Raw genomic sequence first — 23,802 nt, forward strand, 5'->3', positions numbered from 1 at the left:
CGTCTGTTTTCTATTCGGAGATATGAAAGCTTGTGCAGATTCCCCGATAAATTCCCTGCGCAATTGCCTTCTGGTTCTCTTCGGACTTCATATACTCCATATCCGACCGGTTGGTCATAAAGCCGATCTCAACGATCGTCACCGGCATGTCCGCATGATGCATCAGATACAGGCGGTCTCTGCGGATCACCTTTCTCTTCTGTCTGCCTGTCGTTTCACAGACACACTCCAGCATATTGCGCGCCAGTTCTTTACTGGAAAGTCCATTCTTCGCTGCTGCCTTTCTGGAAGAATAAAGCGTCTCCACTCCCTTCGCCGTTGTCTCATCCGGATCCGATGCATTACAGTGAATGCTGATCAGTGCATCTGCCCCGACCTTCTTCGCCAGACGAACGCGATCCTCCTTGGATACTTCCCTGTCATCGGTTCTTGTGTAATACGCCTGAATGTCCGTTCCGTCTAATATTTCCTTCAGACAGTCTGACACCTTCAGTGCATAATCCTTCTCCAGGTACTTCCAGTCCGTCGATCCGGTTCCTTCATCATCGCCGCCGTGTCCGGCATCAATGACTACCACATACTGCCGCCTCGGCTCCTGCGTGACCGCAGACCTGTTTTCATTTCTGCCATGCGCTTCCACATGCGCAATATCCTGCAGCCGTTCTGATGCCGTCCCGGTTCCGTTTTCTTCTCCGGGCAGATTGTTACCTGCCAGTGGATGAAGCATTCCGGTCAGACTGACAAGCAGTACAGCCGCCAACAGACCGACACTGCAAAACGCCAGTCTGCGCCATTCCTGTATCTTCACGAAGCAATCCCTCTTCTCATCTGTATTCACCCTCTGTTTTGCAGTATATCACAGCTCATTCAAAACCTCAAATATGTCTTCGATTTTATGCAGTATTATTATGTTTCCAACAATTACACCTTTATTGCGCAATTTCGGCAATCCTGCATCTTTTTATTGAAAGAGCCGGATACAACATGTATAATCATAAGCAGGGATTTTTCCTGTCGAAATTTAACACTAATAGGAGAACAAGAATGACTAAAAATATCAGTTTACAGGGTGTCTGGGACTTCCGGCTTGACGCCGGCTGCACCGGCATTCATGACGCATTTTATACAACACCGCTTGGCGATACGATCACACTGCCGGGGACAACCTCCATGGCACAGAAGGGAACATTTTCCGACAAGCGCGAAACCGGTACTCTGACCGATCCTTATCTGTTCGAGGGCTACGCCTGGTATTCCAAAGAGGTTCATCTCGAGCAGGCCGATCTTTCCAAAAATATTTTCCTTTATCTGGAGCGCACGCGTGTGACAAAGGTATGGGTGGATGATGTTCCGATCGGCAGCTATGACAGTCTGAACACACCGCACATCTATGACCTGACTGGGGCGGTCACCAAACCGGATTTTCGTCTGACGATCCTTGTTGCCAATCTCCAGAAACCGGAAGAGGGCGAAGCAGATCCACTGGCATATCCGACAAAGGGCGGTCACCTGACATCGCCTGACACTCAGACCAACTGGAACGGTATCATCGGAGAGATCTCTCTCCATATTCATGATACCTGTTTTATCTCACATATTAAGACGTATCCGGATACTGCAAAGGCTTCCGTGACTCTGGAGCTTACTACCGTAAACATCTCCGGCACCGATGCCACAAAGCAGATCCGGGTTGAAACCAGACTTCGTGACCGTGACGGGCTGAAGGATCATGCAACAGCAGCACAGAGCTTTGACGTGCCATTTCCGGCAGGAGAGGCTGTGACAAGCATTACATATGAACTGAATGAGGAGCCGGTTTACTGGAGTGAGTATTCACCGGTGATCTATGAGCTGACTGCCTCCTTTGCAGACAGCGAAGAAACTTCTGTCACAACGTTCGGCTTCCGTGATTTTAAAGCAGACGGTCTTGATTTTACGATCAACGGACGCAAGACATTCCTGCGAGGAAAGCATGACGGTCTGATTTTTCCTCTGACCGGAGCAGTTCCTGCTACCGTTGAGGAATGGATCCGTGTTCTTTCTATCTCAAAGAGCTATGGTATCAACCACTATCGTTTCCACACCTGCTGTCCGCCGGATGCCGCATTTACGGCTGCTGATCTGGTCGGCATCTATATGGAGCCACAGCTTCCGTTCTGGGGCACAATGACCGCGCCGGGTGAGGAGGGGCACAACGACACAGAACAGTCATACCTCATCGAGGAAGGCTTCCGCATGATGAAATATTTTGGAAACCACGCTTCCTACTGTATGATGTCCCTTGGTAACGAGCTCTGGGGAAGCAAGGAGCGTATTTCCGAGATTCTCGCCGCTTACAAGGCTGTGGATACACGCCACTTATATACACAGGGTTCCAACAACTTCCAACATACACCGGTCATTCTTCCGGAGGAAGATTTCTTTGTTGGTGTCCGTCTGAGCAAGAACCGTCTTTTCCGTGGTTCCTATGGCATGTGCGATGCACCGCTCGGTCATGTTCAAAGTGCCGAGCCGTCCACCCGCAAGAATTACGATGAAGCAATTCTGCCAACACACACAAGCACAGACAGCAGTGATGACGCAGCAGAGATTGAGATCCAGTACGGTACCGGTGTCAAGAAGGTAAAGGCAGCCGAGAACACAGAGGTTCTCATGCCGGAGATACCGGTTATCTCCCATGAGATCGGTCAGTACTGTGTTTATCCGGATTTCCATGAGATCGACAAATACACCGGTGTTCTCAAGGCACGCAACTTTGAGGTATTCCGTGAGCGCCTTACCGAGAAGGGTATGGCAGATCAGGCAGACGACTTTTTCTACAACAGTGGTAAGCTTGCCGTTCAATGTTATAAAGAAGAGCTGGAGGCTGCTGCCCGCACCAAAAGCCTTGCCGGATATCAGATTCTCGACATTCAGGATTTCTCCGGTCAGGGCACCGCTCTTGTCGGTATTCTTGATGCATTTATGGACAGCAAAGGACTTGTCACAACCAAGGAGTGGGCACAGTACTGTTCCGATGCGATCCTGCTTGCCGAATTTGACAGCTATGTTTTAACCGCAGGAACATCCTTTAATGTTTCACTCGCCATCCGCTACTACCGTCAGGAAAGCCTTGCCGGTAAGTCCGTAACCTGCCGCTTCACATTAGCAGACGGTACGGTGTCAAGCGAAAATACAGTTGCCCTGCCGGACGAGCTCCTTGGTCTTAACGAACTCGGAGCGGTCACGATCGATGTTCCGGCTGTTTCTGAAGCAGGAACGGCAACACTGACTCTGGACATTGATGGCACAGATATTCATAACGAATACGAACTGTTCCTGTATCCTGCCGCTACCGACCGGATCGATCCTGCGACCGTTGCAACCGTAGGCGAGGGCGAACATACCACATATATCACCAACAATTTCGATCAGGCAGATGCACTTCTTGCCAAGGGAAGCCGTGTTCTCTACCTGCCGGAGGAGACAAAAGAAAGCCTCAAGGGCTTCTACTGTACAGAGTTCTGGTGCTACCCGATGTTCCGCGATATCTGCGAGTGGATGAAAAAACCGGTCGCAGTCGGCACAATGGGCCTGCTGATCCAGAATGAACATGCTGCATTAAAGCAGTTTCCATCCCACTCCTACGCAACACCACAGTGGTATCAGCTTGTTTCACACTGTGACTGTGCGATTCTGGATGATACGACAGACAAAAGCTTCCGTCCGATCGTTCAGATGATCGATAACTTCGACCGCAACCACAAGCTTGGCATCCTGTTTGAGGGACAGGTCGGAAACGGTTCTCTGATGGTTTGTACGATCCGTCTCAGCGAGCTTGTCAACCTGACAGAACCGACCCGCGATGAATCAATCACCGCAACAGACGAAGTGATCACATACCGCGATGTCACAAAGCTTCCGGAGGTCGATCAGTTTATCCGCTCCATCATATCCTATGTCAGCTCCGATGCGTTTAAGCCAAGCCAGACACTGGATATGAAGAAGCTGCGGAAAACATTTATAGGGGAATGATGACTTTTTATATTATTTATTAAAATCTATATATAAAAACCGACTATATTCTTAAAAAACTTAAATGCCGAAAAGCCTTATGTTTCAAAGCTTTTCGGCATTTTATTTTCCTAAGAGTAATACGCATAATAACCGCTATAATACAGAAAGTCTTGTAAAATATCTTCATTTTGAACCGGGGCAAATATTTATTGCTTTAAGAGTAATAATTTTAATCAGCAACCGAATAAGTATGTCCATTACATACAACTTTATCTACTTTCGAGCAATCAATAAATTTTTTGAAAAACTGATTATAAACATACGATGATTTTTTATCACCGTCCTCGTTGCTTGAACTCAATGAAACATAATTGTCATCATTAATAATTTCTTTTTCGCTCTTTGCACTGAAAATATTTGTCATACAGGCCTCCTCTTTTTGTTTTCAGCACTTCCAATTAAATGAAACAAAAACCCTATTAGCATACCCGTTGCGGAAATTATTGTTCCGCCTGCAATCATTCCCCAATCCGGTGCATTCAGCTTGTTAAAAGCAATATTATTTGCCATTTTGAATGTACCGTATTCAGCAAGCATATACATTATACCAAAAAAGACAGTAAAGGCCCATTTTTTTATTCCCCAAAAGTCATTAATCCCGATAATAACAGAAACAAAAAATGTTGTTACAGGAAGAAGAACCCAAAGGTATAATAAACTATACCCCATCGCACTACTATCGTCTTTAAAAAACCAGAACGCGATCATTGCAATCGCCCAAATCAGCAGATAAGACAAGATGGTAATCATTTTATTTCTTTTAATGTTGCTTTTTACGACATTTGTACTTTCTTCAAGATAATCATAATAGGAGTCCATTTTCTGTTCTCCCTTTAACAAATAATCGAGAGAAACATCGTAACACTCGCTCATTTTTATGACGCTGATAATATCCGGATAAGATTTTGCATTTTCCCAGTTTGATATTGTTTGACGACTTACTCCCAATAATTCAGCAACCTGTTCCTGCGTTATCTTTTTCTCAAGCCGGGCATTCTTTATTTTACTTCCGATATCATACTCCATACTGCCTCACCTCCCTGGCTCTTTTAGTATAGGGACAATATTTCTTACCGTCTATCAAACGACTTTGACAGCGCCAAAAATACATGTCAAAATCCTTTTACATCCGCTATAAAGTTTCCATGATTCTTTCCTCCACACTTTCTAACACTCTATCACAGTTTATCGTAAATTGAAAGAGAGGAAATACCATCAAAGCTCCCGGATTACTTCCTTTCGTACCGGATCCATATGCCCGTCAATAAGACCAAAGTCCATCTCCTTGTAACTCCATGCTGCTCTTCCAATACCATATTTTTCAAATACAGCATGAATGCTTTGATACCATTTCAAAGTATCCTCCGGGGATGCCAGATTGATCACTCCATATTCCCCACAATATAATGGTACATTTCTCTCCTCTGCCACAGAGACCGCCTCTGCAAACAGCTTTTCAAAAAATTCACTGTCCAGAGCATGGGCAATGTCCTTTGCCGGCTCCAGCATTATCATATTATCCGGCAGATACTTCTTTGTACTGTCCAAAAATACAGACATGTCATTATCAAAGGACATCCGGTAATCTGAAGGCATGGTATCTATCCAACCTGCTCCCTGATGCGTAAAGATCAACGGTTCATAGCAGTGAAAATTATAGACAATGTTCTCATCGGCAGGCATTGCCAGATCCTTCACAGCTGCCACACTGTTATTCCAATAACCGCCCACAAGGATCTTTACCGTCGGTGTAATCTTGCGGATACGGCGGATGCATTCCTGTGAAATGCCATTCCACGCATCCATGGTCTTTTCGTCCGTCACTTCATTAAGAAGCTCAAAGGCAACCTGATCTCCATATCCGGCAAATTTCCGGGCAATTTCCTCCCACAGTGTATAGAAATATTCCTGATAGCTCTCTTCCGCAAAAAATCCATGCTCCTGCTCGCCCTTATCAAAGGAATAACCTGCAGTTTTATGAAGATCCAGAATGACATTCAACCCATATTTGCGACACCACTCTACAGCACGCTTTACATACTCAAAACCGTCCTTCTTAAATGTTCCGTTTTCCTCCCGCAGGACATTGTAATCCATTGGCAGACGAAGATGGTCTAACCCCCATGTACTGAGACGCTTGATATCTTCCTCCTCAATAAAATGTTCCAGCCGTTCTTTGCTGTAATCACACTGTGACAGCCAGCCACCAAGATTGACACCCTTTTCATATCCGATCCATTTTCTCATCGTGATCACCTTTCCTTTCTTTTTCCTGCATTTATATAAGCGTAATCTGTTTTCTTTTTTACAACTTCATCATAGTATTATTTTGCCGGATATGATACAATAAAACAGATAAATATATCACGATACAGATATAATATTCATTTTCTATTGAAGGAGGCTCTCATACCCATGAACGTCAAAAAAGAACTCCAAAAGCTCCTTGTCAAACAGCAGGAGGAAGAATATTTTCATACCTCCATGGAGGAGGAATTTGCCTTCTACCGTGAGATTGCTTCCGGCAATCTGGATATTTTAAAGGGAGATATCGCCGCCCAGAACTGGGAGCATATGGGGACACTATCTGCAAATTTTCTGCAGAATATGAAATATCATCATGTGATCCTGATCGCCATGATCACCCGCTTTTGTATTGAAGGGGGACTGGATCCGGAGCAGTCCTTTACCCTCAGTGATCTTTTGATCCGAAAGGTCGATCAATGCACCGGCAAGGAAGAGCTCACCGGGATCAAGGTCGAGGCTGTCACCGCTTTTACCAATGCCATGCATGAGCTTCGCAAGGGCAAAGCTCTTTCCTATCATGTCCAGCATGGCGTGGATTACATTGTCAGACATATGTCCCACCCTCTTTCGAGCCGGGAGGTAGCTAAAGCTCTGGGACTTCACCCTGAGTACTTGTCAAAGCTTTTCAAAAAAGAAACAGGATATACCCTGCAACAGTATATCCTGCATAAAAAATGTGAAACCTCCTGCTACATGCTGAAAAACAGTACCATCAGCTGCACCGATATCAGTTCCTTTCTGGGCTTTGCCTCCTGCAGCCATTACATCCGCTGCTTCCACCGGGAATACGATGTCACTCCGAGACAATACCGGCGCAATGAGGATCTTACGGATTATTCCAGGCACTAGAATTTCCACTGTTTTTCCGGCATCCTGTACTTCAGGCACTCTGTAATAAAGAGGGAAAACCGGCGTTTTGCCCTTGTTTCCCACCACATTACGAGCATTTTCGGATACATTATTAGGTCACCGTATAATCACTGTCATACATCCGGCGAAGATTCTCCTTACTGTTGTACTGCTCACCGATACAAAACTCCTTGGACCAGGTCATGTAATATGCCCATGGTGTATGTGACTGCGCAAGCAGTCCACATCTGGCATATAACCGACCTCCGCAAGTGCCACAACCTTATCGCTGCTTGTCGCTTTGATCAGTTCCCCGTATGCGTCTGCATAGTCTGTCGGCTTATATTCCGGCAGGTAAATGTCCACCGAAACCACATCGACATACGCATCCCCCGGATATCCCTCCGGCAGACGGCAGTTCCATACCCACAACAGATTATCGAGATGCCACTCATTGACATAATAATCATACATCAGAAGATATAATTCTCTGGCAACCTCCGGTCCCTTTGAACCCCACCAGAACCATGTCCCGTCCGACTCATGAAACGGTCTCCATAAAATTGGGATGCCCTCATCGCAAAATTCCTTCAGATATCCGGCGATCACTGCCATATCATGATAAAACGCTTTCCGCTCCGGCGAGCCTTCCTCAAGTACCTTCTCCGGATCAAAATCCGTATGCTCCGCATAAAAGCTTTTGTCTCTTCCGCCAAGTGGCGAGAACCAGTGAAATGAAAATGTCAGAATCCCATCGGATTCCTTCGCCCACTTCATTGCCGTCTTTAATGTGTCCCTGTTTTCGTACACCTCGGTAAGACATGCCTCCCCGGCATCCTTTTCATTGATATTCGGCGAATATGCCAGCAGCTCAAAGCCGCGAAGCTTCGGTGTCTTTCCGGTTACCTCTTTGATATAAAAAATCTCCTCCATCGGATTCGTCTGCGTATGCTGTCCTGTAATGATTCCATGTCCGGCTGTTTTCTCCAGATAGCGAAGAAGCTCTGCCGCTTCCTTCGACGCATTCTTATTTACCGGTTTCTGCATATCACTACATCCCCTTTCCCATACAGACCACACCCGTAAGTCTGCATTTATGGCATCAACACATTATTTCCTGTTACATTCTGTCCGTATTTTCGGACACGTTATCCTTCAAAATAAACTTGTGGATCACCTTCGCCACACCATCCTCGTCATTGGATGCCGTCACATAATCGGCAGCTTCCTTGACAACCGGCTGTGCATTCTCCATCGCAACACCAAGTCCTGCATATTTGATCATCGACAGGTCATTAAATCCATCCCCACAGGCAATCATATCCTCCCTCTTGTGCCCTGTCATCTGACAGAAACGCTCCAGTGATGCTGCCTTGTCAATTCCCTTCGGCGTGATCTCCAAAAAAAACGGCTCACTGCGGCTGATGCAGAGCTTGTCCCCAAACTTTTCCTCATAAATCTTCTCGGCCTCTGCCGCCACGGATGGCTCCGCTGTTCCCAGACATTTATTCAGCGGGAAGTCCACATAATCCTCCACACGCTCCATCTGTTTTACCGGAAGATGATTGATATTTTTCTCCACATCGATATATTCATCATAATGCATGCCGGTGATAATATTATTGTCCTCATCATAGGAAAGAAGTCCGATATCCAGCTTCCTTGCAAGCCGGAACAGATCCGGCACAAGCTCCGGCGGAAGTGTCTTCTGATAGATCACCTCATCCGTACTGCAGTCCGTGATCTTTCCCCCGTTAAACGAAAGAATATATCCTCCGTTTTCCTTGAGCTTTAATTCCTCTGCCAAAGGCTCAATGCCGGCAGTCGGGCGCCCGGACGCCAACACAACCGTGTGTCCCTGTTCCTGTATTTCCATCAGTGCTTTTTTCGTCTCCGGTGTTATTTTCTTTTCTGAATTTGTCAGTGTACCATCCAGATCAAGTACCAATACTTTTTTGTCCATTTTACCAATTCCTTTTTGTGATTTCAAATTCTTTACGCAAACTGGCTGTTGTACAGATTTGCATAGAAGCCGTTCTGTGCCAGCAGACTTTCATGGTTGCCCTGTTCTATAATATTGCCATCCTTCATGACAAGAATGATATCGGCATTTTTAATCGTCGATAAACGATGCGCCACAATAAAGCTTGTTCTACCCTTCATCAGCTTCTCAAACGCTCTCTGAATACGGATCTCCGTACGGGTATCGATAGATGAGGTCGCCTCATCCAAAATCAGCATTGGCGGCTGGCACAGCATTACTCTTGTGATACACAAAAGCTGCTTCTGTCCCTGGGATAGGTTATCACCATCCTCACGCACCACCGTGTCATAGCCCTGTGGCAGACGCTTGATAAAGCTGTGTGCATGCGTTGCCTTTGCAGCCGCAATGATCTCTTCCTCTGTTGCGTCCGGTTTTCCCATGATAATGTTGTCACGGATCGTTCCATTCTTCAACCATGTCTCCTGCAGCACCATTCCGATGCTGCTTCGCAGACTGGCTCTCGTCATATTACGGATATCTGTTCCATCTACGGCGATCACGCCCTTATTGACATCGTAGAAGCGCATCAGAAGATTGATCACAGTCGTCTTTCCACAGCCGGTCGGTCCGACAATCGCAACACGCTGTCCCGGTTTTACGGAAAGATTAAAATTCTGGATCAGCTTCTGCTCCGGCACATAGGAGAAGGATACATTTTTCAGTTCTACCGCTCCCTTTACCTGCGTAAGCTCGATCGCATCCGGGCTGTCCGGTTCCTGCGGCTCAGCCTCCATCAGTTCAAATACTCTGGCGGCACAGGCGATCGCATTCTGCAGCTCTGTGATGACGCCGGAGATCTCGTTAAACGGCTTTGTGTACTGATTGGCATAGCTTAAGAAGCTGCTCAGGCGTCCAACGGACAGCATACCGTGAATTGCGAAGAACGCGCCTACAATACCGACTCCGGCATATACCAGATTGTTGACAAAACGGGTTGCCGGATTTGTAATTGAGGAGAAAAAAGTGGCTTTGAGCGAATACTTCTCCAGTCTGCCGTTGATCTCATCAAACTGCTCCAGCGAACGCTTTTCATGACCATATGCCTGCACAACTCTCTGATTACCGATCATCTCATCGATCAGCGCGGTCTGCTCACCTCTCGCCTTGGACTGGAGCTGGAACATGCTGTAGGATTTCTTTGCAATAAAGCCCGCCACAAAAAAGGACAACGGCGTAACAAGAATAACGACAAGTGTAATCCATCCATTGATCCAGAGCATGAAGCCGAGAGTTCCGATGATCGTCATAACACCGGTAAATGCCTGCGTAAACCCCATCAGCAGACCATCCGCAAACTGATCGGCATCTGCGATCACACGGCTGACAATATCACCTGCTGCATGACCATCCAGATATTTTAACGGTACGATCTGAATCCGGTCCATGGCATCCTTTCGGATATCCTGCACCACATGATAGGTGATGTAGTTGTTACAGATATTCATGATCCACTGCGCGACTCCTGTGATCACAAGAACGATCAGCATCGTCCTCACGATCGGTTTTAAACCGACAAAATCTACCTTTCCCTTCTTCACCATCAGATCCACGGCATTACCGGTCAGGATCGGCAGATACAAGGTAGTTACTACAGTCACTGCCGCAAATATCAGAGACAGTACCACAAGCATTCTGTACTTTTTAATATATTTCATTACCTTAACGAGCGTTTTCTTCTGGTCATCTCTGCTCAGTTCATTTTTCCCTGCCATATATTATCGCTCCTTTCCCTGCGAAGGTGTTGTCTCCTCCGGTTTCTTAAACTGGGAATCATAGATTTCCTTATATACACTGCAGTTTTCTAACAATTCCTCATGCGTACCCATGCCAACAAGCTTTCCATCGTCTAACACCAGAATCTTGTCCGCCTGCTGGATGGAAGAGGTTCTCTGCGAAACAATAAAGATCGTTGAAGTACTTTTCAGACCTGCCAGTGCTTTTCGAAGCTTGGCATCGGTCGCAAAATCCAGTGCCGATGCACTGTCATCAAGGATCAGAACTGAAGGCTTGCGCACCAGAGCTCTCGCAATGGTAAATCGCTGTCTTTGTCCTCCGGAAAGGTTGCGTCCTCCCTGTTCGATCTCATAGTCAAGCCCCTCCGGCTTTCCGGCAACGACCTCTGCCGCCTGTGCAAGCTCAAGTGCTTCGTTGATCTGTTCATCGGTCGCCTCCGGTGCTCCCCAGCGGATATTCTCGCGGATCGTTCCATGGAACAGAACCGCCTTCTGCATAACAATACCGATGTGCTGTCTTAAATCATCCATTCGGTAGGATTTTACATCCTGTCCGTTAATTCGGACACTTCCCTCTGTCGCATCATAAAATCTCGGAATCATATGCACCAGAGAACTCTTTCCGGAACCGGTTCCTCCGATGATGCCGATCGTCTTTCCCGGCTCCGCCGTAAATGTAATATCCTCGAGGGATTCTCCGCCGGCCCCCTTATATGTCAGGGAAACATGGTCAAACTCAACGCGTGCCGGCGTCACCTCCTGTCCGTTTTCCTCAAAGGACTGACTGCCGTCCTCCAGACTGCTTTCTACCTCAAGCAGTGCCTGTATACGGTTTCCGCATGCCACGCACTTGGTAGACATAATGATCGTATTTGCCATTTTGACAAGCTCGACAAGGATCTGGGACATATAATTGATCAGCGCAACGATCTGTCCCTGTTTGAGCGTACCCATATCAATGCGGACGGCACCTGTCCAGATCAGTGCAACCAGCGCACCATTGATCATAATGTAGGTGACCGGGTTCATCAGTGCGGAAATACGTCCCACGAAAAGCTGCATTCTTGTCAGAAGGTCATTTTCTCTGCCAAAGCTTTCCCGCTCTGCCTGCTCCTTGTTGAATGCCCGGATCACGCGGACACCGCTTAAGTTCTGTCTCGTCACACCAAGCAGACGGTCCAGATGCCCCTGTACCTTCTGATACATCGGCATGGTGATCAACATGATACCAAATACAACCAGCGCCAGCAACGGAATCACAACCGCAAATACAAGTGCCGCCTTCACGTCAATGGTAAATGCCATCACTGCCGCACCAAATACGATAAACGGGGAGCGCAGAAACAGCCGAAGAGCCAGATTGGTTCCCGACTGTACCTGATTGATGTCGCTCGTCATTCGCGTGATCATCATCGAAGTTCCCGCCTCATCCATCTCCGTAAAGGATAAGGATTCAATGTGTTTAAATACCGCATGGCGAAGCTTCGTTGCAAAGCCAACAGCTGCCTTTGCGGCAAAATACTGCGCCGTGATCGAACAGGTCAGACCAATCGCTGCCAGAATCAGCAAAAGTCCGCCCATCTTCCAGATATACGGTACATCATTCTGGGAAATACCACGGTCGATCAGCCATGACATTACCAATGGCACAGTCAGGTCAAAGCATGCTTCCAGCAATTTAAACAACGGTCCCAGAATACATTCCTTCCGGTACTCCGTAATATACTTCAATAATTTTTTCATCAGATGCCTCCTAAAAGTAATTTGCCCAAAAGACACAACTTTTATTGTATCGTGTATCTTTGAAAAAAACAATACTCTGCACAAAAAAGACAGTCACACCCTGGCTGCATTCCTGCTGTATTCATGGAATTGGAAATTGCCAGAACACCGATCAAAACAGCAGTATCTTCAAAAAGGGGCGGGGTAAAATACACATATCCTCCCATTTGACATCCCATGACCACCGTGTTATGCTTGCAACAAAAGTCAACTATTGCATTCCGGAGGGCGTTTTCACTTCGCCCCTTTGGGATAAACGATCAGAAATGGAGATCACCATGGAAAATGAAAATAAACAGCAGACACCGCACAAACGCCGTGTCCGCTATAAAGGAAAATATCCAAAACGTTTTGAAGAGAAATATAAAGAATTAAATCCGGAAAAATATCAGGATACGATCCAGCATGTGATCCGCAAGGGAAATACGCCTGCGGGAATGCACATTTCGATCATGGTGCCTGAAATTCTTGATTTTCTGCAGATCAAGCCCGGTCAGACCGGCTTTGATGCCACACTCGGCTATGGCGGTCACACACGCGCTATGCTGGAGCAGTTAAACGGTGAAGGTCATATGTACGCCACCGATGTCGATCCCGAGGAGTCCGCTAGGACAAGAAAGCGTCTGGCAGACCTTGGCTTTGGCGAGGACATACTGACAATCAAGCTGCAGAATTTCTGTACGATTGATGAGATTGCAAGGGAAGCCGGCGGCTTCGATTTTCTGCTGGCGGATCTCGGTGTCTCCTCCATGCAGATCGATAATCCAAAGCGCGGATTTTCTTTTAAAATTGACGGACCTCTTGATCTACGTCTGAATCAAAAAGAAGGCATCAGCGCCGCCGAGCGTCTGGAGCATATCAGCCGCGAGGAGCTTGCGGGCATGTTTTACGAAAACTCCGACGAGCCCTACAGCGATGAGATTGCAAAAGCGATCACCGAATACATCCGCCGCGGCAATCATGTGGATACAACCACAAAGCTGCGTCAGATCATCGAAGAAACGTTGTCCTTCCTTCCGGAAAAGGATCGAAAGGACACGGTCAAAAAGACATGCCAGCGTGTTTTTCAGGCACTTCGGATCGATGTCAACAATGAATTCGAGGTTCTCTATGAATTTATGGAAAAGCTGCCGGACGCCTTAAAGCCCGGCGGCAGAGCTGCCATCCTGACCTTCCACTCCGGAGAGGACAAACTGGTAAAAAAGGCGCTCAAGACCGGTTATAAGGCAGGTATCTACAGTGAATACTCCAAGGATGTGGTACGCCCTTCTGCACAGGAATGTGCACAGAACCCACGGGCACGCTCTACCAAAATGCGCTGGGCGGTTAAGGCCTAGCTGCTCACCGTTCTTTTAAAAATATTGATCTCTGGAAACAGAGAAATGTCACCGCAAAATAAACCAAATAGATTCCCATAAACAGCAGGGTTCCCTCTACAAAATAGGTAGACACACGGCTTGACACGCCTGTCCCACGGACAAAAATTCCACTGATATACAAAACCATTTTTCCACTGATCACCAATGCCAGTAGTGCCGGGCACAAATAGTAACCCGCCATCTGCCGCAGCAGGAGTGATCTGACCTGTTTTGGGGACAGACCGATTTTTTCCAACACATCATACCGGAATTTATATTTCGACGAATCGCTAAGTTGCTGCACGGACAATACCGTTAATGCCACACAGACAAAGACAAGACCCATATAAAACAACGGAACGATCATGGACGCAAGAAGCATCTTTAACTCCGGTATCAGATTATCCCGTACCAGATTGGTAGCAGTATAAACCAGTACCGTATCGGAACCGCTGCAGCTATTTCCGGATAAGGATGATACAGTATGTCCGGAAAAATCACGGTCATCGGGATCTGCCAGGGCATCCAGCTTCTGCTCCAGCCCTTGTGGCGTCTCTCCCTTCAGATCCACCGCAAGCTCAGAATAATACGGCTTCATTCTCTGAAGCACCTTGTCTCCCACCACGACGATATAATCTCCTCCGTTATGACCATCCTGTGCGAACGGCTCTGCCTGAACTCCCGCAAAGGTCAGCTCTGTTTTTTCATCTGCCGCTGTTAAATGAAGATCTTTTCCTATAGAAGCAACGTCCTTTTGTAAACGTTTCTTGGTCTGTACGATATATTGGTCAGATTCAAAATGTACCGGCTCATATCCCAGCATTTTCCTTAAACGGTTATAATCCGTCTGTCCCATATAAGTATCATACCGGCAATAGGTTCCATCATTTTCTAACATTTTGGTAACCCGTTTCCGGTCAGGTTTCCCATTTTTATTCTGATACATGGTACCATACTGCTCCAGATGCGTCAGCATCCAGGTATTTATCTGATCCTTCTGATCCGTATATATATGATACCGAAGCATTTCTTTTACATCCGCTTCCTGCTGCAGTACCTCCTTTTCATCCTGAAAATCATCCTGAACCTGATCACTGTAGATCAGCACATCAAACGGAAACTTCGCCTTTAACGCCGTATTTTCAAAATCGCAGAACATAAATGCCACACTCGCCCCCAAAAGTGCCAGAGTAAACAATGATGTCAAAGTTCCAAGAGTAAACTGCATTGTCCTGATCTTTGATGCAAACTGGCGCAGCAAAAATAATCGCTGTCCATGATAAATCCCCTTTCCATGCCTTCTCACATAGCAGATGATCCAGGCAGACACTCCTGTATAAAACAGATAGATCGTCAGAACCAGGCCGATCAGAAACAACACAACCTCTCCCGTCGAGTTCAAATGGGTAAATATCATGCAGAACAGGATCAGAAATATCACTGCCAAGGGCAGTATAATCCGTTTCCATTCTTCATGCTTTTCCACGATCTCCTCATTTTTCCGGTCCTGTTTCATCAGCTCATTAATGTTCATTTTGCGGAAAGAAAAACCGCATCGGAAAAATGCCAGCAGATAACAGCCCGCATAACATCCAAAGGTCATAAGCCATGTACGATAATCCCACGAAAGCCGGAAGGAATAGGGAATCCGTACCATAGAATCAATCACAGATCGTAAGATCTGCTGAAAAAACACTCCCAGGACAGATCCCACAAAAAATGCGATACCTCCCAGCATCAGATTCTCCCGGATATAAACACGGGCAACCTGTCCTTTTTTCATTCCTAACAGCAGATAAATTCCAAACTCCCTGCTACGTCTTTCCATCATAAAATGGATAATATAGTAAATCAACCACGCCGTAATGATCACAACAAAGCCTGTAGCAAGCCCCACCATAATCATCATCATCTGATTCATCTGGTCAAACCTTCCCAGCTCCTTATCCCAGAATAAGCTGTCAAATGCATACAGAAGCGCTGCCACAACCACCAGCGTGATCATATAGATCTGGTAATCTCCGGCAAAACGCTTCATATTACGATAAGCCAGTCTTCGTATCATGAGACGATTCACCTCCCATCAACGACAATACATCCAGAATCTCCTGAAGAAATGCTCTGCGGTTCCTTTCTCCGCGGATCAGTTCATGAAAAATCTTCCCATCCCGCAAGAAAAGTATCCTGCTGCAATAGCTTGCAGAAAATGCATCGTGAGTTACCATCAGGATCGTTGCCTTCTGCATTTCATTTAAACGGCAAAAGGTCTCTAAAAGTACCTGGGAAGCATGGGAATCCAACGCTCCGGTAGGCTCATCGGCAAGAAGAAGAGAGGGGTCATTTGCCATAGCTCTGGCACAGGCACATCTTTGCTTCTGACCGCCGGATACCTCATACGGAAATTGATCCTTTACATCCTCAATCTCCAGAAGTTCCATCATATCCTGACAGATTTTTTGAATCTCTTTTCTCCTTTTTCCCTGTACCGTCAAAGCAAGGATAATATTTTCCTCCAATGTCAGTGTGTCCAATAAATTGTACTCCTGAAAAACAAAGCCGAGGTTTTCCTTGCGAAATTCCGACAACTGATCTGCAGACATTTCTGTAATGTCCAGATCATCATAATAAATATGCCCCGATGTCACATGATCAATCGCTGCCATCATGTTTAATAAGGTGGTCTTTCCGGAACCGGACGCTCCCATAATACCCACAAATTCTCCCTTTTCCACCTGAAAGCTTACCCGGTCCACAGCCTTTGTAATATTCTGACCATTGCCGTAATATTTTTCCACATCACATACTCTGATACAATCCTTCAAATGTCTCACCATCCTTTTCCTGTTGGTTTTTTTATATAACGATAAACAAAATACATTCCCGTAAGGAGATATCCTCCGGCTAATATCCATTGTAATATATCATCATATTTCCAGACAGAATAGTCCCACCCAAGGATTTCATTCATTAGGAAGTTGGAAAAATCACATAATCCGTGTACCAGAATCGAAAATATCAAATGGTTTGTCTGCAAATAAAGCGCTGATAAAAACACGCCCATACACACTGCGGATATTGCCTGTTTTGTGGTACTCAAAAATTCCTGTCCTGCCAGCAGATTCATATAATGACAAAGCCCAAAGCAAAGGGAAGATATCAATACCGCAAAATAAATTCCTTTTTTCTTATCTTTCCAAGCGGATAAAAATCCATTTAAGATGATTCCTCTCCAGACAAATTCCTCCATCAGTCCAATGCTTAAACTCGCGATACAGCAAATCACAAAAAATTGGATTCCTTTCCCGGAGAATAGAGAAAATACTCTTTTTCCATAAAAAATTGCCATCAGATCATCGCCGATCTGAATCAGAGGGAAAATAAGCATTACAAATACTGACAGCAGAGAAACACTACTTTTGCCGTCCCTCACAAAATCCACTTTTTTGTGAAATAATACATACATTATAAGAAATACCGAAATTTCCTGTAGCAGCATAACAACGTATGTATTATTTAAAGAGTTCGTCCAATTTTCTATCTTTTTTCCAACAACAAAAGATACAAAAATCCAATTCCTTCCCATATTGCATAAACCAGAACAGTATACCCCACCGGAATAAGAAAATCACTGATCAAACTATTTTTTCTTTCCACGTTTTATCAACCTGCCTTTCCAATTGTATCTCTTTTCTTTCCAAAAGTATACTTCATCCCCGCCGGTGTTCATATAAAAAAAGCTTAAAGAAATCTTACGATTTCGAAAGATTTCTCTAAGACTTTAACGCACCTCTGAAATATAATTATTTTGTGGAAATTGTAAAATGATTTTGGTATAGCTGCCCGCCTTTGACTGTGCCTCTATTTCCAGCCCAAGCTGGTCACAAAGCTTTTTACACAGATACAGACCAATGCCCGTGGATTTTTTTTGGTTTCTCCCATTTTCCCCGGTAAATCCCTTTTCAAAAATGCGGGGAAGATCCTTTTCCTGTATCCCCATCCCATTATCCTCAATGATCAGGCAGGTATGATCTGTTGTCTTTTGCGCCAAAAAGGAAATGCAGGGTGAGTTCTCTCTTTTATATTTGACACTGTTTAATACGATCTGATTGACAATAAAACCCAACCATTTCTTATCGGTAAAAACATCCTCATCACAATTCACTTCTGCCCGGATTCCATTCCGGATCAACAGAAAGCGGTTCCGCTCTAAAACGTCGTACACCATCTCCTGCAAATGGCAGCTTTGAATCAGATAATCCTTATAGACCTGCTCCGACCTCGCATAATAAAGCACCATATCCACATAATTTTCAAGCTTTGCATTCTCCATGCTGATCTGCCGGAATCTCTCCGGGGCACCGGTCTCCTCTTTCCTGCCATTTTCACAGAGCAAACTGATGCCTGTGATTGGTGCCTTGATCTCATGAACCCAGCTTTCTATATACTCTTTATATTCCTGTTGTTCCGCCTCCAGTTTTCTTATTTTCTCAATGACGGATTTGTTGGATCTGCGGATCATATTCTGATAGATCCTGTCCTCCAGACGCCATGACGGCGGCATCAGCTCTCCCAGCAAATACCTCTGATCCATTTTCTCCAGAATTTCTGCTGTCTTTTTGAAATATTTCCTGCGTTCCATATATTCCCGACACATCCAAAGCAGCAAGAGTAATGTCCAAAACAACAGTAATAGGATAACATTACCCTTTTCATAACCGGTAAGCCTCAGAAAAATGCAGGTAACCGCCATACAACAGCCCTCAAAGATCAGAAAAAGCGCCTTATCTTTCCAATAATCTCTCCATCTCATATACGATACCCCATCCCTCGTTTCGTCTGTATAAAATTATCACGACCAAGCTCCCGAAGCTTTTCCCGTATCCGGGTCACATGAACACTGAGGGTATTATCATCAATAAAGATCTGATTATCCCATAAAGATTCGATCAGATCCTGTCTTGCCACATAGTTTCCGGCATGCATAAAAAGAAGGTGTAATATCTTCATTTCATTTTTGGTCAGTTCCACCTCCTTCTCATCACAGGAGATCGTACATTTCAAGAGATCCAGCCGCACATTTTCATAAGAATAGCTTGTCTTTTCTGTATTGCCCCGGGTTCTCTTTAATACCGCAGCAATCCTTGCCAGAAGGATTGGTGCCTGATACGGCTTTGTAATATAATCGTCGCCGCCCCGGAGCATCCCGTTTAATTCATCCATAGAATCAGTCCTGCTGGTCAAAAAGATTACCGGACAGGTATTTTCCCTTTGCCGGAGCGAGGTGCAGATATCAAACCCGGACATTCCCGGAAGGTTCACATCCAGCAGGATCAGATCCGGTGACGCCTCTGTGATCCAATCCGGTATATTTTCAAAATTCTCCGGAGCCGTAACCTGATACATTGCATTTTCCAATAATATAGTCAATTCTCTGCGAATTGTTTTCTCATCCTCTGCCACAAAAATATGCATCCCGCAACCTCTTTTCTGTTACTTTTTTCTACTGCTGTAGTATATTTTCAATCTTTATTGCCTGAAAATCATTGTACTAAACCCCATTATATGATAAGATATCACCGAAATCCAGTATCTACTCAGAAAAGGAGATTATTATGGCTGACTATGAACTGATTGCCCCTTGTCATTTTGGACTTGAGGCGGTATTAAAACGTGAAATACAGAATCTCGGATACAAGATTATTCAGGTGGAGGACGGAAAGGTCACCTTCGCCGGAGATGAGTCTGCAATTGTGCGTGCCAACATCTTCCTGCGCACCACAGAGCGTATCCTGATCAAGATCGGAAGCTTTAAGGCAACCACCTTTGATGAGCTCTTCGAGGGAACAAAGGCTCTCCCGTGGGAACAATTTATTCCAGAGAACGGAAAGTTCTGGGTTGCAAAGGCAACCTCTATCAAAAGTAAGCTTTTCAGTCCCTCCGACATTCAGTCAATCATGAAGAAGGCGATGGTAGACCGCCTGAAAAAGAACTATAATGTCAACTGGTTTCCTGAGGACGGCGCCAGCTTTCCGCTGCGTGTGACGATCATAAAGGATGTCGTCACCGTCGGTCTGGATACCTCCGGTGACTCCCTGCACAAGCGTGGATACCGTCAGGCAACCGTAAAGGCTCCGATCACAGAAACGCTTGCGGCAGCCCTGATCATGCTGACCCCATGGAAATGGGACCGCATTCTTGTCGATCCGTTCTGCGGCAGCGGAACCTTCCCGATCGAGGCAGCCATGATCGGCGCGAATATCGCTCCGGGCATGAACCGTTCCTTCTCCGCCGAGAACTGGACACACATTATCCCGAAAAAGATCTGGTACGATGCTGCCGGTGAGGCGGAGGATCAAATCCGCCGGGATGTCGAGATGGATATCCAGGGCTATGATATTGATCCGGGTGCGATCAAGGCGGCTATGGAGAACGCAAGACTTGCTGAGGTCGATCATCTGATCCATTTCCAGCAGCGCCCTGTCTCTAAGCTGAGCCACCGCAAGAAATACGGCTTTGTTATCACAAACCCGCCTTACGGCAAACGTCTTGAGGAAGAAGAGGACATGCCAGCCCTCTACCGTGAGATCGGCGAAGCATTCTCTCATCTGGACAGCTGGTCCTTCTATCTGATCACTGCATTTGATCAGGCAGAGCGTTATCTCGGACGCAAGGCAGACAAGAACCGCAAGATCTATAACGGCATGATGAAGACCTATTTCTATCAGTATATGGGTCCGAAGCCGCCGCGCAGAAACCGTGAATCACAGTAATGAAATATAAGAGGCAAAACCAAACGTTTTGCCCTTTTTCGCTACGTTACGAGCATTTTCCGATGCAATAAAAAGAGCATCATACTTCGTTACGAGCATTTTTCGATATAAATAACCAAAAGGCAAAAGCGGATTCCCCGCTTTTGCCTTTTATACGTTTATGACTCCTTGACCATTTTACCGGTCATATGCTCCACATCCAGCTCCAGACATAATACCCGGTCCTTTCCTCGCGACCATTCCTTCTCCGGATAGGACGGATCATCCGAGAACTTCGTACACAATGTCCGACATATCTTCTCCATTTGCACCGGATCCTCCACGAAATGCATTCTGCCGAATACGATCACGCTTCTGATATGAAGAGGCCAATCTCCTTCCTCACGGTAGCCCTGATCATATACGCAGTAAGAAACCTTATCGCATTTCTTCAGAGAGTCTACCTTGTAGCCCTCCTTCGTGCCATGAAAGTACAGTTTTCCGTCCTCCTTGTTGTACCAGTGATCCATTGGCATTCTACACGGATAACCGTCATCACCAACAAAGGATAACACGCCTCTCGGCTCCTGTGTCAGCACCTCAATGCACTCTTTCTCGGAAATCTGCTGTTTAAATCTTCTCATTGGACGAAACATATTCTCCTCCTGTTGTCTGATCCTGCCTCCGCCGTTCTACTGATCATTGTTCACCGCATATAAAAATTCAATGATCTGACGGATGCTGTCTGTGGTATCTCTCTGATATAATACTTCCTTTTCCAGTTCGTGGGACACATTATTGACCTGAAATGCATTCTCAAGCACCTGATCAAGAATCCTGCCGATCTGCTCGAACGATTCCTCGCGTTCGCTGACATCCCCATTCTTCATCGTGGCAGCATACTCTCTCGCCTTACTGGTCAATGTTACCAGAGAATCAGTGATGTTGATGGCATCAAACGACATCTGCTCCATGGAACACATCGAGGTCTCCATGCGTTCCACGACCCGCTCTGTCGTCGATTCCGTGTCCTTCCATTTCATTTCTTCCATACTTCTCCTCATTTCTTAAATAGGAAAACGAGACAAAGCATGATGTTTTGTCTCGTTGATTCTACATTAAAGGATCTCCAGAAGCTCATACACATTGGAAATTCCAACAAGCTTCAGTCCCTTTAGATCCATCTGATCCAGATCAAGCTGGCGTCTGTTGACCTCCGGGAGAATACAGCGTTCAAAACCAAGCTTTGCCGCCTCCTGCACTCTTGCCTCTGCCATGCTGACTGCACGAACCTCTCCGACTAGACCGATCTCTCCGAAACAGATCGTCCGTCCGTCAATGACCTGATTGCGATAGCTGGATAAGATTGCCAGCACAATTCCCATATCAACCGCCGGCTCATTCAACCGCATACCGCCAGCCACATTGATATAAGCATCCATGTCACTCATGCGCACTCCGAGGCGCTTCTCCAGAACTGCCAGCAACAGATTCACACGGTTAAAATCAATCCCTGCCGCTGTTCGTTTCGGATAATTGAAATTCGTCTGGCATACCAGCCCTGTACTTCCACAAGGATCGGTCTGGTTCCCTCCATAGAACATGCCACGACAGAGCCCGGTGCATCCTCCGGCTTACCCTGCAGCATAAACTCAGATGGATTCGCCACTTCAGCAAGACCGGAACCACGCATCTCAAAAACGCCCACCTCATTGGTTGACCCAAAACGGTTCTTGACGCCGCGCAGAAAACGATAGGACGCTCCTCCGTCCCCCTCAAAATAAAGCACGGTATCCACCATATGCTCTAACACTCTCGGTCCTGCAACGACACCCTCCTTGGTCACATGACCCACAATGAAAATGGAGATCGACATGCCCTTGGCAAGACGCAGAAGAGTACTTGTCGTCTCTCTAACCTGTCCCACGCTTCCCGGTGCCGAACCGATCTCTTCGCGGTACATGGTCTGTATCGAATCAATAATGACAACATCCGGCGTACTTCTGGTAATCGTCTCCGCTACAATATCCAGATCCGTCTCGCTCATCACCAGCAGATCCGACTGAAACACCCCCAGCCGATCTGCCCTCATCTTAATCTGCTTCTCAGACTCCTCTCCGGACACGTAGAGGACTTTCTTCCTCTGCTGTACCAGTTTCTGACACATCTGCAGAAGAAGTGTGGACTTACCGATACCCGGATCACCGCCTACCAGAACGAGGGATCCCACAACGATCCCTCCGCCCAGTACACGATCCAGCTCCTCAATACCACTGGCAATCCTTGTATCCTCGGAAAACTCAACCTCCGAAAGCTTCGACGGCTGTCTGCTCTCCTTGTGTGCCACCGCCTTTCCGGTCGATGTGCGCACCACCGGCTCCTCAACAAAGCTTCCCCATGCACCACAGCCCGGACACTGTCCCAGCCATTTCGAGGATTCCATCCCACATTCCTTACAGAAATACGCTGTCTTTTTCGCTTTTGCCATATATTATAACTTTTCCACCTTTACCTGTGAGGTCTGTCCCGGATTGAGTTCTACGCTGATATTCAGCTTGCCGCCCAGATTTGTCTTCATTCTTCCGATATCGGCATTGTCAACCAATACCTTATACTCCTGCTCCGGCTCAAGCTCCAGTGTAATTGAAGAATCTTCCCAGCCCTCTACATTAAATACCACTTCGTTCTCTGTGCTCTTCATGTTCGTAACAACAGTACCCGGTACGGACTCATAGACAAACATTCCGTTTTTCTCAAGCTTGGTAATCTCCTTGAAGGTCTTGATCTTGTACATATCGCCCTCGTACTCAAAATCAGACTTCTTCTGCTTGGTATCAAAGTCGAAGTTGCCAAAGCTGAGTGTGCCATCTGCTTCCTTGCGGATCAATTCTGTAATCACTGCCATTTTGTTATCCCTCCGTATT

At 46.2% G+C, this 23,802-nt stretch carries 20 protein-coding genes and 1 pseudogene; 4 read left to right on the plus strand and 17 right to left on the minus strand.

Features of this window, described 5'->3' with window-relative positions; genetic code table 11:
* Nucleotides 1-10 precede the first annotated feature (10 nt).
* Complete coding sequence (locus tag DXA20_RS10530; protein WP_118560657.1) at nt 11-808, minus strand: N-acetylmuramoyl-L-alanine amidase; 798 nt, start codon at nt 806-808, stop codon at nt 11-13.
* A 236-nt stretch (nt 809-1,044) separates the two neighbouring features.
* On the opposite strand from DXA20_RS10530, the gene DXA20_RS10535 reads away from it, so the two are divergent.
* Nucleotides 1,045-4,014, plus strand: coding sequence for a sugar-binding domain-containing protein (locus DXA20_RS10535; protein ID WP_118560659.1), 2,970 nt, complete (start codon nt 1,045-1,047; stop codon nt 4,012-4,014).
* A 211-nt stretch (nt 4,015-4,225) separates the two neighbouring features.
* On the opposite strand, the gene DXA20_RS10540 is transcribed toward DXA20_RS10535, so the two are convergent.
* The 3 genes from DXA20_RS10540 to DXA20_RS10550 all read right to left on the minus strand — a co-directional run bounded on the left by DXA20_RS10540 (nt 4,226) and on the right by DXA20_RS10550 (nt 6,303).
* Nucleotides 4,226-4,420, minus strand: coding sequence for a hypothetical protein (locus DXA20_RS10540; RefSeq protein ID WP_118560661.1), 195 nt, complete (start codon nt 4,418-4,420; stop codon nt 4,226-4,228).
* Nucleotides 4,417-5,082, minus strand: a complete 666-nt coding sequence (locus DXA20_RS10545; protein WP_118560663.1) for a helix-turn-helix domain-containing protein — start codon at nt 5,080-5,082, stop codon at nt 4,417-4,419. The genes DXA20_RS10540 and DXA20_RS10545 overlap by 4 nt, the downstream gene beginning before the upstream one ends.
* A 189-nt stretch (nt 5,083-5,271) precedes the next feature.
* The gene (locus tag DXA20_RS10550) at nt 5,272-6,303 is read right to left on the minus strand and encodes a glycoside hydrolase family 5 protein (RefSeq protein WP_118560665.1); all 1,032 of its coding nucleotides are present in this window, start codon (nt 6,301-6,303) and stop codon (nt 5,272-5,274) included.
* 168 nt (nt 6,304-6,471) lie between these two features.
* Here DXA20_RS10550 and DXA20_RS10555 point away from each other — a divergent pair, with 168 nt between their 5' ends.
* Complete coding sequence (locus tag DXA20_RS10555) at nt 6,472-7,212, plus strand: AraC family transcriptional regulator (protein ID WP_118560667.1); 741 nt, start codon at nt 6,472-6,474, stop codon at nt 7,210-7,212.
* 201 nt (nt 7,213-7,413) lie between these two features.
* Here the strand turns inward: DXA20_RS10555 and DXA20_RS10560 are convergent, their stop codons facing one another.
* The 4 genes from DXA20_RS10560 to DXA20_RS10575 all read right to left on the minus strand — a co-directional run bounded on the left by DXA20_RS10560 (nt 7,414) and on the right by DXA20_RS10575 (nt 12,732).
* A complete protein-coding gene (locus DXA20_RS10560; RefSeq protein ID WP_243100620.1) occupies nt 7,414-8,259 on the minus strand; it encodes a glycosyl hydrolase in 846 nt (281 codons plus the stop codon).
* Nucleotides 8,260-8,332: 73 nt separating this feature from the next.
* Nucleotides 8,333-9,175 (minus strand): Cof-type HAD-IIB family hydrolase, encoded by an 843-nt coding sequence (locus DXA20_RS10565; protein WP_118560669.1) that lies wholly within the window; start codon nt 9,173-9,175, stop codon nt 8,333-8,335.
* Between the two features lie 32 nt (nt 9,176-9,207).
* The gene (locus DXA20_RS10570; protein WP_118560671.1) at nt 9,208-10,968 is read right to left on the minus strand and encodes an ABC transporter ATP-binding protein; all 1,761 of its coding nucleotides are present in this window, start codon (nt 10,966-10,968) and stop codon (nt 9,208-9,210) included.
* A 3-nt stretch (nt 10,969-10,971) separates the two neighbouring features.
* Complete coding sequence (locus tag DXA20_RS10575) at nt 10,972-12,732, minus strand: ABC transporter ATP-binding protein (RefSeq protein ID WP_118560673.1); 1,761 nt, start codon at nt 12,730-12,732, stop codon at nt 10,972-10,974.
* Between the two features lie 317 nt (nt 12,733-13,049).
* On the opposite strand from DXA20_RS10575, the gene rsmH reads away from it, so the two are divergent.
* Nucleotides 13,050-14,108 (plus strand): 16S rRNA (cytosine(1402)-N(4))-methyltransferase RsmH, encoded by a 1,059-nt coding sequence (gene rsmH, locus DXA20_RS10580; RefSeq protein WP_118560675.1) that lies wholly within the window; start codon nt 13,050-13,052, stop codon nt 14,106-14,108.
* A 4-nt stretch (nt 14,109-14,112) separates the two neighbouring features.
* Here the strand turns inward: rsmH and DXA20_RS10585 are convergent, their stop codons facing one another.
* The 5 genes from DXA20_RS10585 to DXA20_RS10605 form a co-directional block, all read right to left on the minus strand.
* On the minus strand, nt 14,113-16,194 hold the full coding sequence (locus DXA20_RS10585; protein ID WP_118560677.1) for an ABC transporter permease: 2,082 nt from the start codon (nt 16,192-16,194) through the stop codon (nt 14,113-14,115).
* On the minus strand, nt 16,169-16,951 hold the full coding sequence (locus DXA20_RS10590; protein WP_118560740.1) for an ABC transporter ATP-binding protein: 783 nt from the start codon (nt 16,949-16,951) through the stop codon (nt 16,169-16,171). Before DXA20_RS10590 ends, DXA20_RS10585 begins: the two co-directional genes overlap by 26 nt.
* A 5-nt stretch (nt 16,952-16,956) precedes the next feature.
* Nucleotides 16,957-17,712, minus strand: a complete 756-nt coding sequence (locus tag DXA20_RS10595; protein WP_118560679.1) for a CPBP family intramembrane glutamic endopeptidase — start codon at nt 17,710-17,712, stop codon at nt 16,957-16,959.
* 195 nt (nt 17,713-17,907) lie between these two features.
* A complete protein-coding gene (locus DXA20_RS10600) occupies nt 17,908-18,939 on the minus strand; it encodes a sensor histidine kinase (RefSeq protein ID WP_118560681.1) in 1,032 nt (343 codons plus the stop codon).
* Nucleotides 18,936-19,601 carry a response regulator transcription factor gene (locus DXA20_RS10605; protein ID WP_022305530.1) on the minus strand — a complete coding sequence of 222 codons (666 nt, stop codon included), beginning with the start codon at nt 19,599-19,601 and terminating at the stop codon, nt 18,936-18,938. Before DXA20_RS10605 ends, DXA20_RS10600 begins: the two co-directional genes overlap by 4 nt.
* A gap of 140 nt (nt 19,602-19,741) precedes the next feature.
* Here DXA20_RS10605 and DXA20_RS10610 point away from each other — a divergent pair, with 140 nt between their 5' ends.
* Nucleotides 19,742-20,899 carry a THUMP domain-containing class I SAM-dependent RNA methyltransferase gene (locus DXA20_RS10610; RefSeq protein ID WP_118560683.1) on the plus strand — a complete coding sequence of 386 codons (1,158 nt, stop codon included), beginning with the start codon at nt 19,742-19,744 and terminating at the stop codon, nt 20,897-20,899.
* A 158-nt stretch (nt 20,900-21,057) separates the two neighbouring features.
* Here DXA20_RS10610 and DXA20_RS10615 read toward each other — a convergent pair whose 3' ends face one another.
* From DXA20_RS10615 to DXA20_RS10630, 4 genes and pseudogenes are all read right to left on the minus strand, one after another.
* Nucleotides 21,058-21,534: a pyridoxamine 5'-phosphate oxidase family protein gene (locus DXA20_RS10615; protein ID WP_118560685.1), complete on the minus strand. Its 477-nt coding sequence runs from the start codon at nt 21,532-21,534 to the stop codon at nt 21,058-21,060.
* 36 nt (nt 21,535-21,570) lie between these two features.
* Nucleotides 21,571-21,930 (minus strand): hypothetical protein, encoded by a 360-nt coding sequence (locus DXA20_RS10620; RefSeq protein WP_118560687.1) that lies wholly within the window; start codon nt 21,928-21,930, stop codon nt 21,571-21,573.
* A gap of 66 nt (nt 21,931-21,996) precedes the next feature.
* A pseudogene (radA, locus tag DXA20_RS10625) lies at nt 21,997-23,366 on the minus strand (DNA repair protein RadA).
* A gap of 3 nt (nt 23,367-23,369) precedes the next feature.
* Complete coding sequence (locus tag DXA20_RS10630; protein WP_022305535.1) at nt 23,370-23,783, minus strand: hypothetical protein; 414 nt, start codon at nt 23,781-23,783, stop codon at nt 23,370-23,372.
* Nucleotides 23,784-23,802: the final 19 nt, after the last annotated feature.

The sequence above is a fragment of the Roseburia sp. AM59-24XD genome (genome assembly GCF_003478445.1).
GTDB lineage: Bacteria > Bacillota > Clostridia > Lachnospirales > Lachnospiraceae > Jutongia.